Source organism: Enterobacter sp. PTB, assembly GCF_051130085.1.
In the GTDB taxonomy this organism is placed as follows: domain Bacteria; phylum Pseudomonadota; class Gammaproteobacteria; order Enterobacterales; family Enterobacteriaceae; genus Enterobacter; species Enterobacter ludwigii.
Genome location: NZ_JBDKEE010000016.1, coordinates 1 through 24,393, shown reverse-complemented (window position 1 = coordinate 24,393; position 24,393 = coordinate 1). Strand labels below are relative to the sequence as shown.

Here is a 24,393-nt window from a genome sequence, read left to right as displayed (position 1 = left end):
CGTGCAATAGGCACGTCGGTAAAATACTGTCTGAATGAGCGACCAGCCGGAAAAGGCTGGCCGAAGGAATTACGCGCCTGCAGCCAGCAGCAGGTCTGCTATCTGGTGGTAGCCTTTTTCCCGCGCCAGTTCGAGCGGGGTTTTGCCGTATTTATCGGTCATGTGCGGATTTGCGCCGTTATCCAGTAACAGCTTTACAATTTCCTGCTGTTTCGCGCCGCCATCGTTGAGGACAATCGCTTCCAGCAGCGGCGTCCAGCCCACGAAGTTGGTGTGGTTGACGTTAATATCGGTTTTCTCCAGCAGCTCGCGCACAATCTCAACGTGCCCTTTCTCGCTGGCAGGCGTAATGCCGACACCACCGAAGCGGGTCAGGCGATCAAGATCCGGATTGGCGGGTAAGACTATCCGCAGCAGGGTTAAATCATTTGTCAGGCAGCTAATCAGGAAGGGGTTAAAACAGGTCTGATCCTGTTGATCAATATCTGCTCCGGCGGCAATTAAAAATGCCACGCAGTCATAATGTTTTTTCAGACTGGCAATAATAACGGCCGTTCTTTTCTGGCGTTGAGTGGCATTAATATCGACACCTTTTTCAAGGCAGGCTTTTAGCCCGTCAATATTGCCCTGCTCTGCCGCCAGCAAAAATTCAGTAACGAGTTCGTTCGCAGACATATTCAGACTCCCCATGATGTATTGCTCATGACCTGAGAATAGCAACAGCCTGGTGAGAAAAGAATCCGCTTAAAAATCATTCATCGACAGTCAATTCATTATTGAGTTAAATTCAACAATTCAGCCAAAATGTGCAGCCGTGCAATGTTTTACTTATGTTTTAGCGCTTTTATTCGCCTCAGACAGCATTCTGCTTATGCCTGATGAAGCCTGACATGACGCGGCTCGGCGCGAATAATCAGAACTGTGACCGCCGTCATATGCGTTGTAACAGCGCTGTTAAAATATGTTCAAAACTGATGGCTAACAGGAGCCGTAATATGAATTCCATCTTTACTGAAGAGAACCTGCTGGCCTTCACCACGGCGGCACGCTTTGGCAGCTTCAGCAAAGCCGCCACCGAGCTTGGCGTAACCACCTCTGCCATCAGTTACACCATCAAGCGAATGGAGACCGGGCTGGATGTGGTGCTGTTTGTACGCAATACGCGCAGCATTGAGCTGACCGAGTCGGGGTTTTACTTTTACCGTAAAGCGACCGACCTGCTGAATGATTTTCATGCCATTAAGCGCGGGATAGACACCATTTCGCAGGGCATTGAGGCGCGGGTCCGCATCTGCATCAACCAGCTTTTGTACACCCCACGCCATACGGCACGGCTGCTGCAGGTGCTGAAAAAACAGTTTCCTACCTGCCAGATCACCGTCACGACCGAGGTCTACAACGGCGTCTGGGACTCCATCATCAACAACCAGGCCAATATCGCGATTGGCGCACCGGATACGCTGCTCGACGGCGGCGGCATTGATTACACCGAGATCGGTGCCATCCGTTGGGTATTCGCCATCGCGCCGGAACACCCGCTGGCCTTCGTGCCGGAGCCGATAGCCGAAAGCCAGCTGCGTCTGTACCCCAACATCATGGTGGAAGACACGGCGCACACCATAAACAAGAAGGTCGGCTGGCTGCTGCACGGCCAGGAGGCGATTCTGGTGCCCGACTTCAACACCAAATGCCAGTGTCAGATCCTTGGGGACGGGATTGGTTTTTTACCGGAGTATATGGCCCGCGAGGCGGTGGAGGACGGGCTGCTGGTCACGCGGCGAATCAATAATCCGCGTCAGGATTCACGCATGCTGCTTGCCACGCAGCATGCGGCGACCGGCCAGGTCACGCGCTGGATCAAACAGCAGTTTGGTCCACAGGGCGTGCTGACCGGGATATACAGCGATCTATTGTGGCGCGCTTAGTTTTTGCTTTGCACCCAAAACGCGTGAATAAGACCAGGGATGTAGCCCAGTAAGGTCAGAACGATGTTAATGATAAACGCCCAGCCAAACCCTTTGCCGAGCAGCACGCCCAGCGGTGGCAGGATAATAGTAAAGACAATACGCCAAAAACCCATAACGACTCCGTGCAAGCTAACCAATTGAAAATAAAAAAGAGAACATTCTCTAAGCGTAGCCAGTTTAACGGCCTGCACCATCTCTTTATCGCCCTTTTACCCTCTTTTACGCTTTTGACACTGGCTTAATCCTCCCCATTAGTTTAGGGTTTCCTTAATTAAGTAAAGACTAAACTAATATGACTGAACTCGAACAACTTCAGGCCAGCGCCGGACAGGCCGCAGCCCTGTTAAAAGCGATGAGCAATCCGCGTCGGTTGCTGATCCTCTGCATGCTGTGCGGTACACCGGGTACCAGCGCGGGCGATCTGGCGCGGGCGACGGGGCTTAGCCCATCCGCCACGTCACAACATCTGGCGCGTATGCGTGAAGAGGGGCTTATCGACAGCACCCGTGAAGCGCAGCGCATCCTGTATTTCATTAAAAACGATGCGGTGCATCAGCTGATCAGCACCCTGAAAAGCCTCTATTGCCCGTAAGGAGCCACCATGTCACTACCGCTCATTTCACCCCAGCAGGCCAATGCGCTCGTTGCTGAAGGTGCAAAACTGATCGATATTCGCGATCCCGACGAATATGCCCGCGAGCATATTCCCGCCGCCCGGTCCGTGCCGCTGGACACCTTACCCGGCGGGCTTGAGACGCCCGCGGGCGAAACGGTGATTTTTCACTGCCAGTCTGGCGCCCGGACATCCTCGAACGCAGCCCGCCTTGCTCAGGCTGCCGCGCCTGCTCAGGCATTTATCGTTGAAGGCGGAATTCAGGGGTGGAAGCAGGCTGGGTTGATCACGCAGGAAGACACGTCACAGCCGCTGCCGTTGATGCGTCAGGTGCAAATTGCCGCCGGGCTGCTCACCCTGTGCGGGGTCGTGCTGGGCTTTACGCTCTCCAGCGGCTTTTTCCTGCTGAGCGGCTTTGTGGGGGCCGGGCTGCTGTTTGCCGGGCTGACCGGGTTTTGCGGAATGGCGAGACTGCTGAAAGTGATGCCCTGGAACCGGCGTACCTCGTAAGCAGTAATCGGTGAAATACGCTGTACCCGGCATCAGACGTGGGCTAAGGTGAAGATCATTGAAACGATGAGGAGGTAGTATGTTTTCTGTCGGTGATTATGTGCAACCGCGTAAAGGCGGCCCAAAACTGAAAGTACTCGAAGTGAACGGCGATAGCGTTGTGGCGGTTCAGGCCAGCAATGAGCAAGGCGAGAAATTTACCCTGAAGGCCGCAGACCTGGCCCTGTATACCGAAGAGGGTGATTTCGGCGTCTGCTAAACAGGCAACCGGGCGGTGTCTTCCGCCCGGCTCATGGATTAAATCAGAAAATCATCCAGTGATTTACCATTTGCCAGTGCATTGGCAATAGGCTTTGGCGTACGCCCCTGACCGGTCCATGTTTTCTCTTCACCGTTGAGATCAATAAAGCGATATTTCGCTTCACGCGGTTTACGTTTTTTCGCTGGCTTACCGGCCTGCGCCAAATCTGAACCGAGGAGATCGGACGGTGAAATACCATCAGCTTTCATCAGTTCCAGCAGGGCATTAATTTTTTCCTGCTGCTCAGCGCGTTGTTGCTCTAATTCCGCCAGCTCACTCCGTTTCTCTTCAGCAACGACCCTGACTTTTTCCAGCATTTCTTCAAGAACGTCCAGGGATAATTCACGCGCCATCGCACGCAGAGTTCGGATATTATTAAGATTCTGTAACGTCAAAGACATATATTTGAAAACCTTTTCTTTAGGGTAAATCGAAAAATCGACAAGAGAATAATTCATTTCGCCTGGAATATCTACCCGCGGGCACGTCTTGCTAAAAATGTAAATGTTTTAAAATATCGCGTTTAATAATTTCCGCGGATAACTGTCGATACCGCCGGATTCAATCTTTATCTCAGTATAAACGGTTAGATTTAATCCAAATCAAAGCATGCCGCACTGTCGTTGTTCGGGCAGAACGTTCGCTTCGACACGTTCAAGATCAACAGATTGATTTACATACAAAAACTGACGGCAGGGACAGATTATAACGAACCGAACAAAAAACACGCAATTTTAGAGAATTTTGTGGACAAAACGCGACTAAATAAAAATTAATAACTAGTTGTTAGTTCAAAGGCAGAGATATACGCTATACACGCCTGACAAACCAACCTAAAGCACTAACAGCTGAGGGAAAATCGTTTCTATTGTGTTCTTCTCAAGGAGTTCAGACATGTTCTCACCGCAATCTCGCCTGCGCCATGCGGTAGCGGATACCTTCGCGATGGTTGTTTACTGTTCCGTCGTGAACATGCTGATCGAAATTTTCCTCTCCGGAATGTCCTTTGAGCAGTCACTTTCTTCTCGTCTGGTGGCAATTCCGGTCAACATTATTATTGCGTGGCCTTACGGATTATACCGCGATGCGGTCATGCGCTTTGCGCGTCGTCTTAGCCCGTCAGGGTGGGTGAAAAACCTCGCCGACGTTCTGGCATACGTGACGTTCCAGTCACCCGTTTACGTGGCTATTCTGCTGACAGTGGGCGCAGACTGGCATCAAATCGTCGCTGCGGTCAGTTCAAATATCGTGATTTCAATGCTGATGGGTGCGGTGTATGGCTATTTTCTCGACTACTGTCGCCGCCTGTTTAAGGTCAGCCAGTACAGCCAGGCCAAAGCATGATGTGAGGCGACTGGCGAATGCCAGTCGCAGATTTACTGTACGTCGCCAAACAGTCCCTTCAAAAACCGCTCCAGCGCCATACGCGAACTGAAGCCATGCGGAATACCATAATGTTCATGCGTTTCACCACCTAAATACAGTGGGAATTGCTGATAATGATCGCAGGTTTTAATATCCGAGGCAGGCTCAGCAAATGACAAACTTCTGTCTTTCAGCGTCGGGTGAATAATGAGAGCAGTACGTCCCATCCTTGCTTCACGATTAACGTAAACATAATTCTCGCCACGGCGATATCCATACGCTTTTGATGTCACCTCATCCATGGTGAATCCCTCTTTTTCAAGAACGCGCGCCACCTCATCAGGTCGTAAATACATATCTTTTCCTCGTTATCTTTTCCTGCCCGGCAACCTTACAGTATTCAGCATTAGCAGGGCTTTCAGAATATTCCATAAACTGCCAGATAACGCGTGACGCGCTTCAGATATTAAATTTCTGGACTAAACTAAACGGGAACGCAAAATTACGGAGGATCGTATGTTTAACAGACCGAACCGAAACGATATTAACGACGACACGCAGGATATTCGTAACGATGTCAGCCAATTAGCGGACTCGCTGGAAGAAGTGCTGAAATCCTGGGGTTCCGGTGCGAAGGACGAAGCGGATGCCGCAAAACGTAAGGCTCAGTCTTTGCTACGTGAAACCCGCGCCCGCATGAATGGGCGTTCGCGCACCACGCAGGCTGCCTGCGATGCCATCAGTTGCGCCAATACCTTCGTTCGCGAAAAACCCCTCTGTACGCTTGGTACGGTAGCCGCGGTGGGTATCTTCGTGGGGGCGCTGCTTAGCCTGCGCAAATAGTCGTCTCAGCCTGTCCGTATCCGCCCCGGTCGCGTTAGCCCCCGGGGCTTTTCTTTGCCTGCGCGCCTGAAAAAGCCGTACAGCCCGCCCTGCCCCGCTGTGCTCATCATCGGGGCCATATCAATCTGAAATTCCCATATCTTGTATGGTTGAATCTTACGACAACTACATCTAGTATTCCCTTTAGCAAGATACACACAACCTGACGCGATGATTCGCGCCGCTCTCTCATTTTAAATGGAAATACGAATCATGAGCATTATTATTTACACTCGTAACGATTGTGTTCAGTGCCACGCGACAAAACGTGCAATGGAAAGCCGTGGAGTGGCCTTTGAGATGGTGAACATTGACCTGCAGCCCGAAGCTGCCGATACCCTGCGGGCGCAAGGTTTTCGCCAGCTGCCGGTCGTCGTCGCCGGGGAGACCAGTTGGTCCGGCTTTCGCCCCGACATGATTAACCGCCTCGCCGCCCAGGCCGCCAGGGCATGAGTGGGCTGGTCTACTTCTCCAGCAGCTCGGAAAACACGCTCCGCTTTATTGAGCGCGTCGGGCTGCCTGCGATACGTATCCCGCTTAATGAGCGGGAACGAATCCGGGCAGACGACCCCTACATTCTGGTGGTCCCGAGCTATGGTGGAGGTGGCACCGCGGGGGCCGTGCCTCGTCAGGTGATCCGCTTTCTCAACGATCCCCACAACCGACAGCTTATTCGCGGCGTTATCGCGGCGGGCAATCGCAATTTCGGCGATGCCTTTGGCCGTGCCGGGGATGTCATTTCTCAAAAATGCGGCGTGCCGTATCTCTATCGTTTTGAACTGATGGGGACACAGCAGGACGTAGAGAACGTGCGTAAAGGAGTGAACGAATTTTGGCAACGACAACCGCAGAACATGTAATTCAGGCGACACCGGATTACCACGCATTAAACGCGATGCTGAACCTCTATGACCGTGAGGGGCACATTCAGTTTGGCAAAGATCATGAGGCGGTGGAGGCGTTTATCGCCACCCACGTCCGCCCCAACAGCATGACCTTTGCAAGCCAGAACGAACGTCTCGATTATCTGGTCAAGGAAGGCTATTACGAAGAGCGCGTGCTGGCCCGGTACGATCGTGCCTTTGTGGAGACGCTGTTCGGGCAGGCCCATAGCCGCGGTTTTCGTTTCCAGACGTTTCTTGGCGCATGGAAGTTTTACACCAGCTATACCCTGAAAACGTTCGACGGCAAACGCTATCTTGAAAGCTTCGAGGACCGCGTGGTGATGGTTGCCCTGACGCTCGCGCAGGGCGATGAAACGCTGGCAGAACGCCTGATGGATGAGATGCTCTCCGGCCGTTTCCAGCCCGCCACACCGACCTTTCTCAATTGCGGAAAAGCCCAGCGCGGCGAGCTGGTCTCCTGCTTCCTGCTGCGCATCGAAGACAATATGGAGTCGATTGGTCGCGCGGTGAATTCGGCGCTGCAGCTCTCTAAACGCGGCGGCGGGGTGGCATTTCTGCTGTCGAACCTGCGTGAAGCCGGTGCGCCAATTAAGCGCATCGAAAACCAGTCCTCCGGCGTGATTCCGGTCATGAAAATGCTGGAAGATGCTTTCTCGTATGCCAACCAGCTGGGGGCGCGTCAGGGCGCGGGGGCGGTCTATCTGCACGCACACCATCCGGATATCCTGCGCTTCCTGGATACCAAACGTGAAAACGCCGATGAAAAAATCCGCATTAAGACCCTGTCGCTTGGGGTGGTGATTCCGGATATCACCTTTGCGCTCGCCAAAGAAAATGCCGAGATGGCGCTCTTCTCGCCCTACGACATTGAGCGTATTTACGGGAAAGCGTTTGGTGATGTGGCGATAAGCGCCCTGTATCACGATCTGGTGGCCGACGATCGCATTCGTAAGAAGTACATTAACGCCCGCGATTTCTTCCAGACGCTGGCCGAAATTCAGTTTGAGTCCGGCTATCCGTACATCATGTATGAAGATACGGTCAACCGTGCAAACCCGATTGCCGGGCGAATCAATATGAGCAACCTCTGCTCGGAGATATTGCAGGTGAACAGCGCATCCACGTATGACGAAAACCTGGACTACGCCGACATCGGCAAAGACATCTCCTGTAACCTCGGGTCGCTGAATATTGCCCACACCATGGATTCCCCCGATTTTGGCCGCACGGTGGAGACCGCCATTCGCGGGCTGACCGCGGTGTCAGACATGAGCCACATCCGCAGCGTGCCGTCGATTGAAGCCGGTAATGCCGCCTCGCACGCCATCGGCCTTGGGCAGATGAACCTGCACGGCTATCTGGCGCGGGAAGGTATCGCCTACGGTAGCCCGGAAGGACTGGATTTCACCAACCTCTATTTTTACACCATTACCTGGCATGCGCTGCATACCTCAATGATGCTGGCGCGCGAGCGTAACCAGCGCTTTGCGGGCTTTGAACAGTCGCGTTACGCCAGCGGTGAGTACTTCAGGCCATATCTGGAAGGAGACTGGCAGCCGAAAACCGACAAAGTGCGCCAGCTTTTTGCCGATGCCGGGGTTCTCCTGCCTACCCGCGAGATGTGGCAGCAGCTGCGGGATGATGTGATGCGCCACGGCATCTATAACCAGAATCTGCAGGCCGTACCGCCAACCGGATCAATCTCTTACATTAACCACGCCACGTCGAGTATCCACCCGATTGTGTCGAAGATTGAGATCCGCAAGGAAGGTAAGACCGGGCGCGTTTACTATCCTGCCCCGTTTATGACCAACGACAATCTGGCCCTGTATCAGGACGCGTATGAGATTGGCCCTGAGAAAATTATTGATACCTACGCCGAGGCGACAAAACACGTGGATCAGGGGCTGTCGCTGACGCTCTTCTTCCCGGACACCGCCACCACGCGCGACATCAACCGGGCGCAGATTTACGCCTGGAAGAGAGGGATCAAAACCCTCTACTACATTCGCCTGCGCCAGCGTGCGCTGGAAGGTACCGAAATTGAAGGCTGCGTGTCCTGCGCGCTGTAAGGAGAAAGGATGAAACTGTCACGCGTGAGTGCCGTTAACTGGAATAAAATTCAGGATGATAAAGACCTGGAAGTGTGGAACCGCCTGACCAGCAACTTCTGGCTGCCGGAAAAAGTCCCGCTTTCAAACGATATTCCGGCCTGGCAAACCCTCAGCCACGCCGAACAGCAGCTGACGATCCGTGTGTTCACCGGCCTGACGCTGCTGGACACCATCCAAAATACCGTCGGTGCCCCTGCGCTGATGGCCGACGCGCTGACACCTCACGAAGAGGCGGTGATGTCGAACATCAGCTTTATGGAGGCGGTCCATGCCCGCTCCTACAGTTCGATTTTTTCGACGCTGTGCCAGACCAAAGATGTGGACGCGGCGTACTCCTGGAGCGAAGAAAGCGAGTCATTGCAGCGAAAGGCCAGCCTGGTGCTGGAGTATTATCAGGCCGACGAACCGCTGAAGAAAAAAATTGCCAGCGTGTTTCTCGAATCCTTCCTGTTCTATTCTGGCTTCTGGTTACCGATGTACTGGTCGAGCCGCGGCAAGCTGACCAACACCGCCGATTTGATTCGCCTCATCATTCGTGATGAAGCCGTACACGGGTACTACATCGGCTATAAATATCAGAAAGGGCTGGAGAACGTCAGCGAAGAAAAGCGCGAAGCGTTAAAAGGTTTTGCCCTCGATTTGCTGATGGATTTGTACGAGAACGAACTGAGTTATACCGAAGAATTGTACGCCGGTACCGGTTGGGAGGAGGAGGTAAAAGCGTTTCTTTGCTACAACGCCAACAAAGCGCTGATGAATCTCGGCTACGAAGCACTTTTCCCACCGGAAATGGCCGACGTAAACCCGGCGATCCTGGCGGCACTGTCACCCAACGCCGATGAAAACCACGATTTCTTCTCCGGGTCTGGTTCGTCGTATGTGATGGGCAAAGCGGTGGAGACCGAAGATGAGGACTGGGATTTTTAATGAGCGGGTTAACGTTCATTAATTTAATATAAATCTAACAATTTCCTCCCTAATATTTCACGGGCAACTACACTGTAATTCCCCGTTCATATTCGCCTGAATCACTCCGATTCAGGCGAAATTTCGCTGTGCAAAAGCAAAAAATTCAGAAAAATTCAAACCACGCTCAGCCCTTTACTCATGGGAAATTCAGCCGTTTCGCTTACGGCAAAATTCCTGCCATAAGCAAACCCAGGGTTGTCTCAGATTCTCAGTATGTTAGGGTAATGCTAGTTAACTATTTACCATGGTAATGATATCGACATAAACAAATAACAGGACACTCTCTATTGCATGGCAATTAAATTAGAAGTGAAAAATCTTTATAAAGTATTTGGCGAGCATCCTCAGCGCGCATTCAAATATATTGAGAAAGGCCTTTCAAAAGAGCAAATTCTGGAAAAAACCGGGCTGTCGCTTGGCGTTAAAGACGCCAGTCTGGCCATTGAAGAAGGCGAGATTTTTGTCATCATGGGATTATCCGGTTCGGGTAAATCCACTATGGTTCGCCTTCTCAATCGCCTGATTGAACCCACCCGTGGACAGGTACTGATTGATGGCGTTGATATCGCCAGAATATCAGAGGCTGAACTTCGCGAGGTGCGCAGAAAGAAGATTGCAATGGTGTTCCAGTCATTCGCGCTGATGCCGCATATGACAGTGCTGGATAATGCCGCCTTTGGCATGGAATTAGCGGGCGTTACCGCTAATGAACGTCAGGAAAAAGCGCTGGATGCATTACGTCAGGTGGGCCTCGAGAATTATGCGCATGCCTACCCGGATGAGCTTTCCGGCGGGATGCGCCAGCGTGTCGGATTAGCCCGCGCATTAGCCATTAACCCAGACATTTTATTAATGGATGAAGCCTTCTCGGCACTCGATCCATTAATTCGCACCGAGATGCAGGATGAGCTGGTAAAATTACAGGCTAAACATCAACGTACCATTGTTTTTATTTCCCACGATCTTGATGAAGCCATGCGTATTGGTGACCGTATTGCCATTATGCAAAATGGTGAAGTGGTGCAGGTCGGCACGCCGGATGAAATTCTGAATAATCCGGCCAATGATTATGTGCGCACCTTCTTCCGCGGCGTGGATATTAGTCAGGTCTTTAGTGCGAAAGATATCGCCCGTCGTTCACCGAACGGTCTTATCCGCAAAACACCGGGCTTTGGTCCGCGCTCTGCACTGAAACTGTTGCAGGATGAAGATCGGGAATACGGTTATCTGATCGAACGCGGTAATAAATTTGTTGGCATTGTTTCCATCGACTCCCTGAAAACCGCGCTCAGCGAAAATCAGGGCATTGATGCGGCGGTTATCGACTCCCCGCTTGCCGTGGACGCCGAAACGCCGCTCAGCGAGCTGCTCTCTCACGTTGGTCAGGCCCCGTGTGCCGTACCGGTAGTCAGTGAGGAACAACAGTACGTCGGCATCATCTCAAAACGCATGTTGCTGCAGGCTTTAGATCGCGAGGGGACAAACAATGGCTGATCAATCTAACCCGTGGGGAACCACCGAGGCGGCGGACAGCGCTGCTCAATCTGCCGATGCGTGGGGATCTTCCACGCCTGCGCCAACCGATGGCGGCGCGGCGGACTGGCTCAACAGTGCACCGGCCCCTGCGCCAGAGCACTTCAATATTATGGATCCGTTTCATAAGACGCTGATCCCGCTGGATAGCTGGGTCACGGAGGGGATCGACTGGGTAGTGACTCACTTCCGTCCGGTCTTCCAGGGGATCCGCGTACCGGTGGATTACATCCTGAACGGTTTCCAGCAGCTGATGCTCGGCATGCCCGCGCCGGTCGCTATTGTGCTCTTCTCCCTGATTGCCTGGCAGTTTGGCAGCGCTGGCATGGGTGTCGCCACGCTGATCTCACTGATAGCCATCGGCGCGATTGGCGCCTGGTCGCAGGCAATGATCACCTTAGCGCTGGTGCTCACCGCCCTGCTCTTCTGCGTCGCTATCGGCCTGCCGATGGGGATCTGGCTGGCGCGCAGTCCGCGGGCGGCGAAGATTATTCGTCCGCTACTGGATGCGATGCAGACCACCCCCGCGTTTGTCTACCTGGTGCCGATCGTGATGCTGTTTGGTATCGGCAACGTGCCGGGCGTCGTGGTGACCATTATCTTCGCCCTGCCGCCGGTCATTCGTCTGACGATACTCGGGATTAACCAGGTACCGGCCGATCTTATCGAGGCGTCGCGTTCATTTGGTGCCAGCCCGCGCCAGATGCTGTTTAAAGTTCAGCTTCCGCTGGCGATGCCAACCATCATGGCGGGTGTCAACCAGACGCTGATGCTGGCCCTCTCCATGGTAGTGATTGCCTCAATGATCGCCGTCGGCGGACTGGGTCAGATGGTGCTGCGCGGCATTGGTCGTCTTGATATGGGACTGGCCACCGTGGGCGGCGTCGGCATTGTGATCCTCGCCATTATCCTTGACCGCCTGACGCAGGCTGTCGGTCGTGATTCACGCAGTCGCGGCAACCGTCGCTGGTATAGCACCGGCCCTGTCGGGTTAATCACCCGCCCATTCAGAAAATAAGGAACAACGATGCGACATCGCGTACTTTTTGCCACAGCGTTTGCCACCCTTGTCTCCACCAGCACGTTTGCTGCAGACCTGCCGGGCAAAGGCATTACCGTGCAACCGGTGCAGAGCACCATTTCAGAAGAGACCTTCCAGACGCTGTTAGTCAGCCGCGCGCTGGAAAAACTGGGCTATACGGTCAACACCCCAAGTGAAGTGGATTACAACGTGGGCTACACCTCGATTGCCTCCGGTGATGCCACCTTTACCGCCGTCAACTGGCAGCCGCTGCACGACGACATGTATGCCGCCGCCGGCGGGGATAAGAAATTCTACCGCGAAGGCACCTTCGTGACCGGTGCGGCCCAGGGGTACCTGATCGACAAGAAAACAGCCGACCAGTACCACATCACCAATATCGAGCAGCTGAAGGATCCTAAGATTGCCAAACTGTTCGACACTAACGGTGACGGCAAAGCTGACATGATGGGCTGCTCGCCGGGCTGGGGCTGTGAGGCGGTGATTAATCACCAGAACAAAGCCTTTGACCTGGCGAAAACGGTCGACGTCAGCCACGGTAACTACTCGGCGATGATGGCCGACACCATTGCCCGCTTCAAAGAAGGTAAACCGGTTATCTATTACACCTGGACACCGTACTGGGTGAGCGACGTGCTAAAGCCGGGGAAAGACGTGGTGTGGCTGCAGGTCCCCTTCTCTTCCCTTCCGGGCGAGCAGAAAGATATCGACACCAAACTGCCAAACGGCATGAACTATGGCTTCCCGGTCAACACGATGCATATCGTTGCTAACAAAGCCTGGGCTGAGAAAAACCCGGCGGCAGCGAAACTGTTCTCGGTGATGAAACTGCCTCTGGCGGACATCAACGCCCAGAACGCGATGATGCACGCGGGGAAATCCTCCGAAGCTGACATCAAAGGCCACGTGGATGGCTGGATCAAAGCCCACCAGCAGCAGTTTGATGGCTGGGTAAAAGAAGCGATGGACGCGCAGAAGTCATAAGAGCCCTTCAGACCTGCCCTCTCCCCACGGGAGAGGGTTAACTCCCCTAAACCGCACGATCCAGCACGTAACAATCCCACCACATTCACAATCATTCGCTATTATGGTTCACGGAAAAATAATCACTTAACTCACGATTCCTGAACCTGATGACTAAAACAACTCAAGGGCTTAGCCCGGCACTCATCCTTTTAATGTCCGTGGCAACGGGTCTGGCAGTCGCCAGTAACTACTACGCGCAGCCACTGCTCGATACCATCGCCCGCGCATTTAACCTTTCTGCCAGCTCCGCTGGCTTTATTGTCACCGCCGCGCAGCTTGGCTATGCCGCCGGGCTGCTTTTCCTCGTGCCGCTGGGCGATATGTTTGAACGTCGGATGCTGATTGTCTCCATGACCTTGCTGGCCGCTGGCGGGATGCTGATCACCGCCAGCAGCCACTCGTTAACGATGATGATTATCGGCACCGCGTTAACGGGTCTGTTCTCCGTCGTGGCGCAGATTCTGGTTCCGCTCGCCGCCACTCTCGCATCACCGGAAAAGCGCGGCAAGGTGGTGGGAACAATCATGAGCGGCCTGTTGCTGGGGATTTTGCTGGCGCGGACCGTCGCCGGGCTGCTGGCGAGTCTTGGTGGCTGGCGTACCGTGTATTGGGTGGCGAGCGTACTGATGGCCGTGATGGCGCTTGCCCTGTGGCGCGGGCTGCCAAAGGTGAAGCAGGAAAATCACCTTAATTATCCGCAGCTTCTCGCCTCCGTTTTCAGCCTCTTCACACACGATAAACTGCTGCGTACACGTGCGTTGCTGGGCTGTTTGACCTTCGCCAACTTCAGCATCTTATGGACCTCAATGGCGTTTCTGCTGGCCGCGCCGCCGTTCAATTATTCCGAAGCGGTGATTGGTCTGTTTGGTCTGGCGGGCGCTGCGGGAGCCCTGGGCGCGCGTCCGGCGGGCGGACTGGCGGATAAAGGCAAATCCCATCTGACGACCTCTGCCGGGCTGGTTCTGCTCCTGCTCTCCTGGGCAGCCATCTGGTATGGCCATACCTCTGTGCTGGCGCTGATCGTCGGTATTCTGGTACTCGACCTCACCGTGCAGGGCGTGCATATCACTAACCAGACCGTCATCTACCGCGTGAAGCCAGAGGCGCGTAACCGCCTCACGGCCGGATACATGACCAGCTATTTTATTGGCGGCGCAGCGGGTTCGTTAATTTCAGCCTCGGCGTGGCAGCATGCCGGTTGGTCAGGCGTGTGTGGGATAGGGGCAATAGTCGCCGCGCTGAATCTGCTAGTATGGTGGCGTGGATACCATCGCCAGGACGTAATTAACTAAGTTTTACATTGCTTTGGGCCTCTTAGGGTGTAAAGGGGCCCTGCAGTCTGTTAATGTAAACGTAATCATTTATCCCAGAAATTTTAATGTGGGTGACATATTTTCTACCGGCATGAATAGTTCAGACCCCCGTCCTCACATCCTCTCTTCCGCGGGTTCACACCCAACGCTCTCTGTGCTCACCGGGTCACGGACTTACCCGGCGCTTTCTGATGGTGACATAAGTTTGGCGGATATAACCGCACAAATAATTCATTTACATTATTTGTCACTATCGTTACTATATCGGCTGTAATTAATGAGGTTATGCCCAAATGGATAGTTCGTTTACGCCCATTGAACAAATGCTTAAATTCCGCGCCAGTCGTCATGAGGACTTCCCGTATCAGGAGATCCTGCTGACCCGCCTGTGCATGCACATGCAGGGTAAGCTACTGGAAAATCGTAATAAAATGCTGAAAGCTCAAGGGATTAACGAGACGTTGTTTATGGCGTTAATTACGCTGGAGTCTCAGGAAAATCACAGCATTCAGCCGTCAGAGCTGAGCTGCGCGCTGGGTTCATCCCGTACTAATGCCACCCGTATTGCCGATGAACTGGAAAAACGCGGCTGGATTGAACGCCGTGAAAGCGATAACGATCGCCGCTGCCTGCATCTGCAGCTGACCGACAAAGGTCACCAATTCCTGCGTGAGGTGCTGCCACCTCAGCATAATTGCCTGCATCAACTGTGGTCTGCCCTCAGCACCACCGAGCGCGACCAGCTTGAGCACATTACTCGCAAGCTGCTGACCCGTCTGGACCAGATGGATGAAGACGGCGCTGTTCTAGAGGCGCTGCGCTAACGCGACAACACGCTCAACAATCCCAGACTCATAAGAAAACCGACAGGCCAGCACGTCACACTGCTGGCCTTTCTGACAACAGCTCGGCTCAGCCGATGTGAAAATAAGAAGATCGTGGAGAACAACAATGAGCGCAAATGCGGAGAGCACTACCCCGCAGCAACCGGTCAATAAAAAGGGCAAACGCAAAAGCGCCCTTATTGTACTGACATTGCTCTTTATTATTATTGCCGTGGCATATGGGATCTATTGGTTTTTAGTATTGCGTCATGCTGAAGAGACAGACGATGCATACGTGGCAGGGAACCAGGTACAAATTATGGCGCAGGTATCGGGCAGCGTGACGAAAGTCTGGGCTGATAACACCGATTTTGTGCAAAAAGGGGATGTATTGGTCACGCTCGATCCGACCGACGCCCAACAGGCTTTTGAAAAAGCCCAGACCGCGCTGGCCTCCAGCGTCCGTCAGACCCGCCAGCTGATGATCAACAGCAAGCAGCTGCAGGCCAACATCGACGTGCAGAAAACCGCACTGGCGCAGGCGCAAAGCGACCTGAACCGTCGCGTTCCCCTCGGCACTGCCAACCTGATTGGCCGTGAAGAGCTGCAGCACGCGCGTGATGCCGTTGCCAGCGCACAGGCGCAGCTGGACGTGGCGATTCAACAGTACAACGCCAACCAGGCGATGGTGCTCGGCACCAGCCTGGAAAACCAGCCTGCCGTGCAACAGGCTGCCACCGAAGTGCGCAACGCGTGGCTTGCCCTGCAGCGTACTAAAATTGTCAGCCCGATGACCGGCTACGTCTCTCGTCGTTCCGTCCAGCCTGGCGCCCAAATTAGCCCAACCACGCCGCTGATGGCGGTCGTTCCGGCGGACAACCTGTGGGTTGATGCGAACTTTAAAGAGACGCAGCTTGCCCATATGCGTATCGGCCAGACCGCGACGGTGATCAGCGATATTTACGGTGATGACGTGAAGTACACCGGGAAAGTGGTCGGCCTGGATATGGGGACCGGCAGTGCCTTCTCCCTGTTGCCAGCGCAAAACGCCACCGGGAACTGGATCAAAGTGGTTCAGCGCTTGCCTGTACGTATTGAACTGGATGCAAAACAGCTGGCGGACCATCCGCTGCGTATTGGCCTCTCTACGCTGGTAACGGTTGATACCGCTAACCGCGATGGTCAGATCCTGGCAAGTCAGGTGCGCAGCACCCCGGCTTATGAAAGTAACGCCCGTGAAATTAGCCTCGATCCGGTCAATAAACTGATCGATGACATCGTGAAGGCAAACGCCGGTTAATCCGAAGGTGAGCGTTATGCAACAGCAAAAGCCGCAAAAACCGCTGGAGGGGGCGCAACTGGTTATCATGACCATTGCGTTGTCGCTGGCGACATTCATGCAGGTGCTGGACTCTACCATCGCAAACGTGGCGATCCCAACCATCGCCGGTAACCTTGGCTCGTCACTGAGCCAGGGGACCTGGGTTATTACCTCGTTTGGGGTGGCAAACGCCATCTCCATCCCTATCACCGGCTGGCTGGCGAAGCGCGTCGGTGAAGTGAAGCTGTTCCTGTGGTCAACGGTATTGTTCGTGCTCGCCTCCTGGGCATGCGGCATGTCCAACAGCCTGACGATGCTGATCATCTTCCGCGTCATTCAGGGGATTGTAGCCGGGCCGCTGATTCCGCTGTCGCAGAGTTTGCTGCTGAACAACTATCCGCCCGCTAAGCGCTCTATCGCGCTGGCGCTGTGGTCAATGACGGTGATTGTCGCACCGATTTGCGGGCCTATCCTCGGCGGCTATATCAGCGACAACTACCACTGGGGCTGGATCTTCTTCATCAACGTGCCAATTGGTGCGCTGGTGGTGATGCTGACCCTGCAAACGCTGCGCGGTCGCGAAACCCGAACAGAGCAGCGGCGAATTGACGCCATTGGTCTGGCGCTGCTGGTGGTCGGGATCGGTAGCCTGCAGGTGATGCTCGATCAGGGTAAAGAGCTGGACTGGTTTAACTCGACAGAGATTATCATCCTGACCGTTGTCGCGGTGATATCGCTGAGCTTCCTGATCGTCTGGGAGCTGACGGACGATAACCCGATCGTCGATCTCTCGCTGTTTAAGTCGCGAAACTTCACCATCGGCTGCCTGTGTATCAGCCTGGCCTACATGCTCTACTTCGGCGCAATCGTTCTGCTGCCGCAGCTGTTGCAGGAGGTATATGGCTACACCGCAACCTGGGCAGGTTTGGCTTCTGCGCCAGTGGGGTTAATTCCGGTCCTGCTGTCGCCGATTATCGGCCGCTTCGCTCACAAGCTCGACATGCGCAGGCTGGTGACCTTCAGCTTTATCATGTACGCGGTGTGCTTCTACTGGCGCGCGTATACGTTCGAGCCGGGCATGGACTTTGGCGCATCCGCATGGCCGCAGTTCATTCAGGGCTTCGCCGTGGCGTGCTTCTTTATGCCGCTGACGACCATTACGCTTTCTGGCTTACCGCCAGAACGCATGGCGGCGGCATCAAGCCTGTCGAACTTTACGCGTACGCTGGCAGGCTCCATCGGGACTTCGATCACCACGACCCTTTGGACCAACCGCGAGTCGATGCACCATGCGCAATTGACCGAAGCGGTGAACCCGTTCAACCCTAACTCGCAGCAGATGTACAGTCAGCTTCAGGGAATGGGAATGACGGAGCAGCAGGCGTCCGGCTGGATCGCCCAGCAGATCACCAACCAGGGCCTGATTATCTCGGCAAACGAGATATTCTGGATATCGGCGGGGATCTTTATCATCCTGCTGGGACTGGTATGGTTTGCCCGACCACCGTTTGGCGCCGGAGGCGGTGGCGGCGGTGCGCACTAACGTGCGGTGTCCAGATCGCGACAGCGATTGTCAGTAACGATAAAGCAGCGCTCCTGAAATCGATTCACGATAGTGAAAAGACAACAGGAGCGCACCATGCTGAAAACACCTTCCGACAAATACCAACCTCAACCTGCTATTTCCCTGCCCGATCGCCGCTGGCCTGAGCAACGCCTCACGCAGGCGCCGCGCTGGCTTTCCACCGATTTACGCGACGGTAATCAGGCCCTTGCCGAGCCGATGGACAGCAACCGCAAACTGCAGTTCTGGGCGCTGTTACTGCGTTGCGGATTCAAAGAAATCGAAGTCGCTTTCCCTTCTGCCTCGCAGACGGACTTCAATTTTGTGCGTCAGTTGATCGACGAAAACCGCATTCCGGATGACGTCACCATTCAGGTATTAACCCAGGCGCGTGAAGACCTTATCCTGCGTACCTTTGCGTCGCTGCGCGGGGCGAAGCAGGCCACCGTACACCTGTATAACGCCACCGCCCCGCTGTTCCGCCGCCTGGTGTTCGGCATGGAGAAAGCGCAAATCATTGAGCTGGCGACCCGTTCCACGCGTCTTATCCGCACGCTGTGCGAAGAGAATCCCGCCACCCGCTGGCAATACGAATACTCTCCGGAAACTTTCTGCTTTACCGAGCCGGACTTTGCGCTGGAGATTTGCGAAGCCGTGGCGGACATCTGGCAGCCGTGCGCCGAACGCCCGATGGTGATCAACTTACCGGCCACCGTTGAGGTCAGTACACCGAATGTGTATGCCGATCAGATTGAGTATTTCTGCCGTCATTTCAGCCGCCGCAGCGATGTCTGCATCAGCGTCCATCCGCATAACGACCGCGGCACCGGTGTCGCCAGCGCGGAGCTGGCCCTGATGGCCGGTGCAGACCGTGTCGAAGGGTGTCTGTTTGGTAACGGGGAACGAACCGGTAACGTCTGCCTGGTCACGCTGGCGATGAACCTCTACAGCCAGGGGATTAGCCCGAATCTGGACTTTAGCGACATGAATCACGTGGTGGAGGTGGTAGAAACCTGCAATCAGCTGCCGGTGCATCCGCGCCATCCGTGGGCAGGACGGCTGGCGTATACCGCATTTTCGGGTTCGCATCAGGATGCCATCAAGAAAGGCTTTGATGCCCGCAAGCCTGACGAACGCTGGGAGATGCCCTATCTGCCGGTTGACCCACAGGATATTGGTTGCACCTACGAAGCGGTGATCCGGGTTAACAGCCAGTCAGGAAAAAGCGGCAGCGCGTGGCTTATTGAACAAAACCATGGTCTGAAATTACCCCGCGCCCTGCAGCAGGACTTTAGCCAGCACGTACAGCAGGAAACCGACCAGCACGGTAAAGAGATGACGCAGCATGCGCTGTGGCAACTGTTCCGCACCCGTTATGGGCTGGTAGAGACGCCGGACTTTGCCCTGCACGCTTACCGTAGCGACAGCCAGCAGGACGGGCAGTTACATCTGACGGCAAGCGTCACGACGCAGGGCGGGATGCGCCAGCTGGAGGGGCAAGGCAACGGGCTGTTATCCGCGGCGGCCAATGGTATAAGCCGCTGGGTCACGACCCCGTTTGTGATTAAGGACTATCACGAACATACGCTTGGGGAGCGCAGCGACAGCCGCTCGGTGGCGTATATCCGCTGTCTGTTTCAGGATGGTAGCAGCCGCTGGGGCGTCGGCATTGACAGCGACGTGGCCCGCGCGTCTCTTCAGGCCCTGTTCAATGCTGTCAGCTAGCTGTCTTTGAAATAATCGCTGGGTGATATCCCCATCACCCGGCGAAACATCGCCGTAAAGGCACTGTGGCTGCCGTAGCCCAGATCCAGCGCCACGCGTAGCACTGGCTGACCTTGTCCCAGGCGCAGCAGCGCTTCCAGCAGGCGCGCCCTTCTTAACCACTCACCGTAGCTTAACCCCGTCTGCTGCTTGAAATGGCGGTTCATCGTGCGTTCACTCATACCAAGCGTGTTTGCGGCCTGCATACTGCCCCAGCTTTCACCCGGCAACAGCCGGATCTGCTGGCAAAGGGTACGCAACGGCTCGCTTTCGGGCTCAGGCAGGTGAAACGGCAGCACCCGCAACGTGCGGATTTCATCCAGAATGAGCTCATATACGCGCTCATCACGACTGCCTGGCGAGTAGGACGCCTCAAGCGTCAGCGAGGTGAGGATAAGTTCGCGTAACAGACCGGAGATCTGGACTATCTGACAGGTTGCCGGAAGATCGGCTCGCGCGAGGGGATCGATAAACAGCGTGCGCGCCGCAACGTTGCCGGTAATACGCAAAGAGTGCGGAGTGCCCGCGGGTAGCCAGACGCCGCGTCCGGGCGGCACCACCCAACAACCTGATGCGGTATCGACTCTCACCACCCCACTCAGGGTGTGCAGCAATTGCGCGCAGTCATGCTGATGCCACGGCTCGCTGTCGCCATGAAGGTAATCATGGGCATAAGGAACAAGTGGGCGATGGGTAAAGGAGAAGGTTGAGGTTGTGGTCATGAGGTTAAACCCCCCTCACCCTACCCTCTCCCTGAGGGAGAGGGAAAAGGTGCACTAGATGTGCAGTTCCTGCAGTTTTTCTTTTGGCAGCGCCAGCTCTTCGTTGCTGTTTACGCGAACGTTACGCTCGATGATATGACGCGCGATCTCCTGGGCTTCTTCCAGAGAGTGCATCTGGTAAGTTCCGCACTGATATACGTTCAGCTCAGGGATCTGGTTCTGCTCTTTCACCTTCAGCACATCTTCCATTGCCGCTTTCCAGGCATCCGCGACGCGTTTCTCTTCAGGCTGACCAATCAGGCTCATGTAGAAACCGGTACGGCAACCCATCGGAGAGATATCGATGATCTCCACGCCATTACCGTTCAGGTGGTCACGCATAAACCCGGCAAACAGGTGCTCCAGGGTGTGAATGCCTTTCTCTGGCATCACTTCTTTGTTGGGCACGCAGAAGCGCAGATCGAATACGGTGATCGTGTCGCCGTGCGGGGTGTGCATGGTCTTCGCCACACGTACTGCAGGTGCTTCCATACGGGTATGGTCGACAGTAAAGCTATCTAATAACGGCATACGTCACCTCCGATAGTGATTTTTTTTAAAATAAACTGAACTCTTCTACAAAATGCACGTCTGAGTATATGAAAGACGCGCATTTGTTATCATCATCCCTGAATTCAGAGATGTATATTTTGGCCACAGCGATGTGGCCTTTTTCTTTTCTGTTAAGCCTGTTTCGCCAGAAACGCCTCAAACGACTCCGTATCCGCCGCTTCAACCTCTTTCTGACGCACGACAGAGGCGTCTCGTTCCGCCACAAAATCGGCTTCACTCAGAATCTCTAACGGCTCCTGCTTCAGCATCTCGCGGTATTCCGCAGAGAGCGAACGCCCGGTGCCGCCAATACCCTGATCAATCATAGAACGCAGAATACGCGCTGAGAACGTCAGTTCCGGGTTATCAAACGATTCAACCAGCTGGTCGCAGACGTTTTGATAGGCTTCCCCGCCGTCAATGCTGTCCATGGTCCGGGCAACACGCTTCAGGTCACGGAACAAATCCTTACCGACTTTCGTCAGCGGGAACTGCGCTGTTTCGCAGCCAATACCCAGAGTCAGACCCGGCTTGCGCCCTTCCAGAATCACGCGGTTCCAGTTGGTACGGGTACAGAGCAGTTCCTCTGAACTCATTTCCGGCGCATCCGCCAGCACGCACCAGACCATAAACAGATCCAGGAAGCGAACCTGCTGCTCATCAACGCCGATGGGTGAGAACGGGTTGATATCCAGCGAGCGCACTTCTATGTATTCAATCCCGCCGCGCTGCAGTGCATCCGACGGGGTTTCACCGCTGCGCGTAACGCGCTTCGGACGAATAGGCGCGTACAGTTCATTTTCAATCTGCAGCACGTTGCTGTTGATCTGCAGGCGCTTACCGTCTTTTTCGAGGCCGATTTTCTCGTACTCTTCCGACGGCGTTTTGATCGCCCGCTTCAATCCTGCCACATATTCGTGCAATTCGTTAAACGTAATACCGAGATTGCTTTGCGACTTATTGGTATAACCCAGATCGCTAAGACGCAGGGAGGTGGCGTACGGGAGATAGTACATTCCACACTCTGTCTTCTCGAACGGCAGCGTGGTCGGTTTCCCCTGCAGGAATGACGAGCATATCGCAGGCGATGCCCCAAACAGATACGGAATGACCCAGCCAAAACGATAGTAGTTGCGGATCAGGCGGAAATAACCCGCGGAGATCGCGTCTTTATCCGTTTCGCCGCACTTCGCCTGCCAGAACGCCATGGGTAAAGAGAAATTGTAATGCACGCCAGAAATGGTCTGCATCAACGCACCGTAGCGGTTTTTCAGCCCCTCACGATAGAGCGTTTTCAGCTGACCGATATTTGACGTGCCGTATTGCGCCAGTTCAATCTCCTGGCCTTGTTCGATATAGCACGGCATGCTGAGCGGCCACATACGCTCATCACCCAGATTGCGGGCAGTGTAGCGATGGATGTCGCGCAGAATCGTTAGCATATGATCAATATCACCATCCACTGGCGTGATGAATTCCAGCAGCGCTTCAGCGAAATCGGTTGTGATCCATTTATGTGTCAGCGCCGAGCCTAACGCCTTCGGGTGACCCGTTGTCGCTAAGCTACCGTCCGCGTTAACGCGCAGCGTTTCACGCTCAAGACCACGCTGAATACCCTTCAGTGCCTGAGGGTGATTTTCCAGCCAGGCCAGCGCCTGAGATACGTCCGGGATCAAATTGACCTCCCGCCTGTCAAAGTATTGTTACTCAGCATAATTGTAATGGTTGACGATTGAAGGTCGCGTATTCATTCCACCAATTAGTGCCACCACGTCATACCCTGTAGTGTTGCCCATGCCACGAGAACATAGCGCAACGCCTTGCCAAGGCACAAAAAAAAGAGCACTGGCCCCCAGGAGATGCGCATCCATCCCGCCAGCAGGCACAGTAAATCACCTATTACAGGCATCCAGCTTAATAACAGCGTGGCAGCGCCATAGCGTTTTAGCCAGCCGACTGCCTTTTCCTGCCAGCGCGATTTTTCACGCAGCGGAAAGAAACGCCCAAGAATAACGTTAGTCAGCCCTCCAAAGCTATTACCCATTGTTGCTATTAACACGAGCAACCAGGGCTGACTCACGCCAGACAACAGCATCGCTACCAGCACTACTTCCGAATTTCCCGGCAAGAGCGTGGCGCTTAAAAAACTGCTGGCGAATAATGATAAAAGTGACAGCGCGTCACTCACAGTAAGCGGACGTCCACAACATCCATCCCGGCATCCCGCGCGGCCTGAATACCAAAATCAGCATCTTCGAACACAACACATTTCACCGCAGGCACACCCATCAGTTCTGCACAACGCAGGAAGGTGTCCGGTGCGGGCTTGTGATTTTGAACATGATCGGCGGCAACCACCGCAGAGAAATAATGGCGCAGGCCAAGATGGGTGAGCAGCGCTTCCGCAATAGCGCTTTCACTGCCCGTGCCAACGGACATAGGGCGACGCCCGTGCCATGCTTTTACGACGTCAATTAACGGTAACGGGCGCACGGTATCTAAAAGCATCGCTTTTACCGCATCGGTTTTTTCACGGGCCAGAAGGTGCGGGTCGAGATCGGCATGATTACGTTCAATCACGGCCTGCGCTATACGCCAGGTTGGGGCTCCGTTGAGGGCGATCATCGCCTGAAGATCGAAACGCATACCGTAACGAGCAAGGACATCAGTCCAGGCTTGACGATGCGTGGGTTCGGTATCCAGGAGAGTGCCATCCATATCGAAGATCAAACCGTCATACTGTGCGTACATCGTGCTCTCGCTAAACGATTAACAAAGCATTACTTTATCGTAAACGGTGGTTTTTGTCGCTCAAAGAGAAATGATTGCTGACGGAACGTCGAAGGAATAACCAGGGAGAAAGAGAGTGGTGCAGAAAAGAAGATGGTGCATCCGGGAGGATTACTCGGCTGCGCCTCGCCCTTCGGGCCGTTGCTGAGCAACGTTATCTTCCCTGGTGCTTGCGGCTAACCCGCAGACCTTGAAACAACAACCTTGCTGTTATCTCGGAGAAGATGGTGCATCCGGGAGGATTCGAACCTCCGACCGCTCGGTTCGTAGCCGAGTA

At 54.4% G+C, this 24,393-nt stretch carries 27 protein-coding genes; 18 read left to right on the top strand and 9 right to left on the bottom strand.

The genetic code is table 11. The annotated features are described in order from the left end of the window. Nucleotides 1-69: 69 nt before the first annotated feature. Entirely contained in the window at nt 70-675 is a 606-nt protein-coding gene (locus AAIR21_RS18595; RefSeq protein WP_020883872.1) for an ankyrin repeat domain-containing protein, read from the bottom strand. A gap of 320 nt (nt 676-995) precedes the next feature. On the opposite strand from AAIR21_RS18595, the gene AAIR21_RS18590 reads away from it, so the two are divergent. Next, a complete protein-coding gene (locus tag AAIR21_RS18590) occupies nt 996-1,925 on the top strand; it encodes a LysR substrate-binding domain-containing protein (protein ID WP_020883871.1) in 930 nt (309 codons plus the stop codon). Here AAIR21_RS18590 and AAIR21_RS18585 read toward each other — a convergent pair. Next, on the bottom strand, nt 1,922-2,080 hold the full coding sequence (locus AAIR21_RS18585; RefSeq protein WP_032678825.1) for a YqaE/Pmp3 family membrane protein: 159 nt from the start codon (nt 2,078-2,080) through the stop codon (nt 1,922-1,924). The two genes, AAIR21_RS18590 and AAIR21_RS18585, sit on opposite strands and share 4 nt — an antisense overlap. Nucleotides 2,081-2,259: 179 nt before the next feature. On the opposite strand from AAIR21_RS18585, the gene AAIR21_RS18580 reads away from it, so the two are divergent. The 3 genes from AAIR21_RS18580 (at nt 2,260) to AAIR21_RS18570 (ending at nt 3,349) form a co-directional block, all read left to right on the top strand. Beyond that, nucleotides 2,260-2,559 carry an ArsR/SmtB family transcription factor gene (locus tag AAIR21_RS18580; RefSeq protein WP_020883869.1) on the top strand — a complete coding sequence of 100 codons (300 nt, stop codon included), beginning with the start codon at nt 2,260-2,262 and terminating at the stop codon, nt 2,557-2,559. 9 nt (nt 2,560-2,568) lie between these two features. Continuing rightward, nucleotides 2,569-3,090 carry a rhodanese family protein gene (locus AAIR21_RS18575; protein ID WP_073396516.1) on the top strand — a complete coding sequence of 174 codons (522 nt, stop codon included), beginning with the start codon at nt 2,569-2,571 and terminating at the stop codon, nt 3,088-3,090. Between the two features lie 79 nt (nt 3,091-3,169). Continuing rightward, the gene (locus tag AAIR21_RS18570) at nt 3,170-3,349 is read left to right on the top strand and encodes a hypothetical protein (RefSeq protein WP_014171310.1); all 180 of its coding nucleotides are present in this window, start codon (nt 3,170-3,172) and stop codon (nt 3,347-3,349) included. A gap of 38 nt (nt 3,350-3,387) precedes the next feature. On the opposite strand, the gene stpA is transcribed toward AAIR21_RS18570, so the two are convergent. Next, the gene (gene stpA, locus AAIR21_RS18565) at nt 3,388-3,792 is read right to left on the bottom strand and encodes a DNA-binding protein StpA (RefSeq protein ID WP_044858472.1); all 405 of its coding nucleotides are present in this window, start codon (nt 3,790-3,792) and stop codon (nt 3,388-3,390) included. Between the two features lie 493 nt (nt 3,793-4,285). Between stpA and alaE the strand changes: the two genes are divergently transcribed. Next, on the top strand, nt 4,286-4,735 hold the full coding sequence (alaE, locus tag AAIR21_RS18560; protein WP_073396515.1) for an L-alanine exporter AlaE: 450 nt from the start codon (nt 4,286-4,288) through the stop codon (nt 4,733-4,735). A 32-nt stretch (nt 4,736-4,767) separates the two neighbouring features. On the opposite strand, the gene AAIR21_RS18555 is transcribed toward alaE, so the two are convergent. Further along, nucleotides 4,768-5,112 (bottom strand): DUF2002 family protein, encoded by a 345-nt coding sequence (locus tag AAIR21_RS18555; RefSeq protein WP_006811693.1) that lies wholly within the window; start codon nt 5,110-5,112, stop codon nt 4,768-4,770. A 160-nt stretch (nt 5,113-5,272) separates the two neighbouring features. Between AAIR21_RS18555 and AAIR21_RS18550 the strand changes: the two genes are divergently transcribed. The 13 genes from AAIR21_RS18550 (at nt 5,273) to leuA (ending at nt 19,974) form a co-directional block, all read left to right on the top strand. Then, on the top strand, nt 5,273-5,599 hold the full coding sequence (locus AAIR21_RS18550; protein WP_014171314.1) for a DUF883 domain-containing protein: 327 nt from the start codon (nt 5,273-5,275) through the stop codon (nt 5,597-5,599). Between the two features lie 252 nt (nt 5,600-5,851). Next, the gene (gene nrdH / locus AAIR21_RS18545) at nt 5,852-6,091 is read left to right on the top strand and encodes a glutaredoxin-like protein NrdH (RefSeq protein ID WP_020883865.1); all 240 of its coding nucleotides are present in this window, start codon (nt 5,852-5,854) and stop codon (nt 6,089-6,091) included. After that, nucleotides 6,088-6,498: a class Ib ribonucleoside-diphosphate reductase assembly flavoprotein NrdI gene (nrdI, locus tag AAIR21_RS18540; protein ID WP_183516672.1), complete on the top strand. Its 411-nt coding sequence runs from the start codon at nt 6,088-6,090 to the stop codon at nt 6,496-6,498. The genes nrdH and nrdI overlap by 4 nt, the downstream gene beginning before the upstream one ends. Further along, nucleotides 6,471-8,615 carry a class 1b ribonucleoside-diphosphate reductase subunit alpha gene (nrdE, locus tag AAIR21_RS18535; RefSeq protein WP_183516673.1) on the top strand — a complete coding sequence of 715 codons (2,145 nt, stop codon included), beginning with the start codon at nt 6,471-6,473 and terminating at the stop codon, nt 8,613-8,615. The genes nrdI and nrdE overlap by 28 nt, the downstream gene beginning before the upstream one ends. A gap of 9 nt (nt 8,616-8,624) precedes the next feature. Beyond that, nucleotides 8,625-9,584, top strand: coding sequence for a class 1b ribonucleoside-diphosphate reductase subunit beta (gene nrdF, locus AAIR21_RS18530; RefSeq protein ID WP_183516674.1), 960 nt, complete (start codon nt 8,625-8,627; stop codon nt 9,582-9,584). Nucleotides 9,585-9,917: 333 nt separating this feature from the next. Further along, the gene (proV, locus tag AAIR21_RS18525; protein WP_020883862.1) at nt 9,918-11,120 is read left to right on the top strand and encodes a glycine betaine/L-proline ABC transporter ATP-binding protein ProV; all 1,203 of its coding nucleotides are present in this window, start codon (nt 9,918-9,920) and stop codon (nt 11,118-11,120) included. Next, nucleotides 11,113-12,177, top strand: a complete 1,065-nt coding sequence (proW, locus tag AAIR21_RS18520; protein ID WP_014171320.1) for a glycine betaine/L-proline ABC transporter permease ProW — start codon at nt 11,113-11,115, stop codon at nt 12,175-12,177. The genes proV and proW overlap by 8 nt, the downstream gene beginning before the upstream one ends. A 9-nt stretch (nt 12,178-12,186) precedes the next feature. After that, the gene (gene proX / locus AAIR21_RS18515; protein WP_014171321.1) at nt 12,187-13,185 is read left to right on the top strand and encodes a glycine betaine/L-proline ABC transporter substrate-binding protein ProX; all 999 of its coding nucleotides are present in this window, start codon (nt 12,187-12,189) and stop codon (nt 13,183-13,185) included. A gap of 149 nt (nt 13,186-13,334) precedes the next feature. Then, on the top strand, nt 13,335-14,519 hold the full coding sequence (locus AAIR21_RS18510; protein WP_014171322.1) for an MFS transporter: 1,185 nt from the start codon (nt 13,335-13,337) through the stop codon (nt 14,517-14,519). Nucleotides 14,520-14,833: 314 nt separating this feature from the next. Next, the gene (emrR, locus tag AAIR21_RS18505; protein ID WP_014171323.1) at nt 14,834-15,364 is read left to right on the top strand and encodes a multidrug efflux transporter EmrAB transcriptional repressor EmrR; all 531 of its coding nucleotides are present in this window, start codon (nt 14,834-14,836) and stop codon (nt 15,362-15,364) included. Nucleotides 15,365-15,491: 127 nt separating this feature from the next. Beyond that, complete coding sequence (emrA, locus tag AAIR21_RS18500; protein ID WP_040018933.1) at nt 15,492-16,664, top strand: multidrug efflux MFS transporter periplasmic adaptor subunit EmrA; 1,173 nt, start codon at nt 15,492-15,494, stop codon at nt 16,662-16,664. 16 nt (nt 16,665-16,680) lie between these two features. Further along, nucleotides 16,681-18,228: a multidrug efflux MFS transporter permease subunit EmrB gene (gene emrB, locus AAIR21_RS18495; protein ID WP_020883860.1), complete on the top strand. Its 1,548-nt coding sequence runs from the start codon at nt 16,681-16,683 to the stop codon at nt 18,226-18,228. Between the two features lie 96 nt (nt 18,229-18,324). Beyond that, on the top strand, nt 18,325-19,974 hold the full coding sequence (gene leuA / locus AAIR21_RS18490) for a 2-isopropylmalate synthase (protein ID WP_183516675.1): 1,650 nt from the start codon (nt 18,325-18,327) through the stop codon (nt 19,972-19,974). On the opposite strand, the gene AAIR21_RS18485 is transcribed toward leuA, so the two are convergent. From AAIR21_RS18485 to yqaB, 5 genes are all read right to left on the bottom strand, one after another. Beyond that, on the bottom strand, nt 19,971-20,735 hold the full coding sequence (locus AAIR21_RS18485; RefSeq protein ID WP_040018931.1) for an AraC family transcriptional regulator: 765 nt from the start codon (nt 20,733-20,735) through the stop codon (nt 19,971-19,973). The two genes, leuA and AAIR21_RS18485, sit on opposite strands and share 4 nt — an antisense overlap. A 54-nt stretch (nt 20,736-20,789) precedes the next feature. Then, nucleotides 20,790-21,305 carry an S-ribosylhomocysteine lyase gene (gene luxS, locus AAIR21_RS18480; protein WP_183516676.1) on the bottom strand — a complete coding sequence of 172 codons (516 nt, stop codon included), beginning with the start codon at nt 21,303-21,305 and terminating at the stop codon, nt 20,790-20,792. Nucleotides 21,306-21,457: 152 nt separating this feature from the next. Beyond that, nucleotides 21,458-23,002 (bottom strand): glutamate--cysteine ligase, encoded by a 1,545-nt coding sequence (gene gshA / locus AAIR21_RS18475; RefSeq protein WP_014171329.1) that lies wholly within the window; start codon nt 23,000-23,002, stop codon nt 21,458-21,460. A gap of 83 nt (nt 23,003-23,085) precedes the next feature. Next, nucleotides 23,086-23,514 (bottom strand): YqaA family protein, encoded by a 429-nt coding sequence (locus AAIR21_RS18470; protein ID WP_032678833.1) that lies wholly within the window; start codon nt 23,512-23,514, stop codon nt 23,086-23,088. Further along, nucleotides 23,511-24,077, bottom strand: coding sequence for a fructose-1-phosphate/6-phosphogluconate phosphatase (gene yqaB / locus AAIR21_RS18465; protein ID WP_014171331.1), 567 nt, complete (start codon nt 24,075-24,077; stop codon nt 23,511-23,513). The genes AAIR21_RS18470 and yqaB overlap by 4 nt, the downstream gene beginning before the upstream one ends. Between the last annotated feature and the right edge of the window lie 316 nt (nt 24,078-24,393).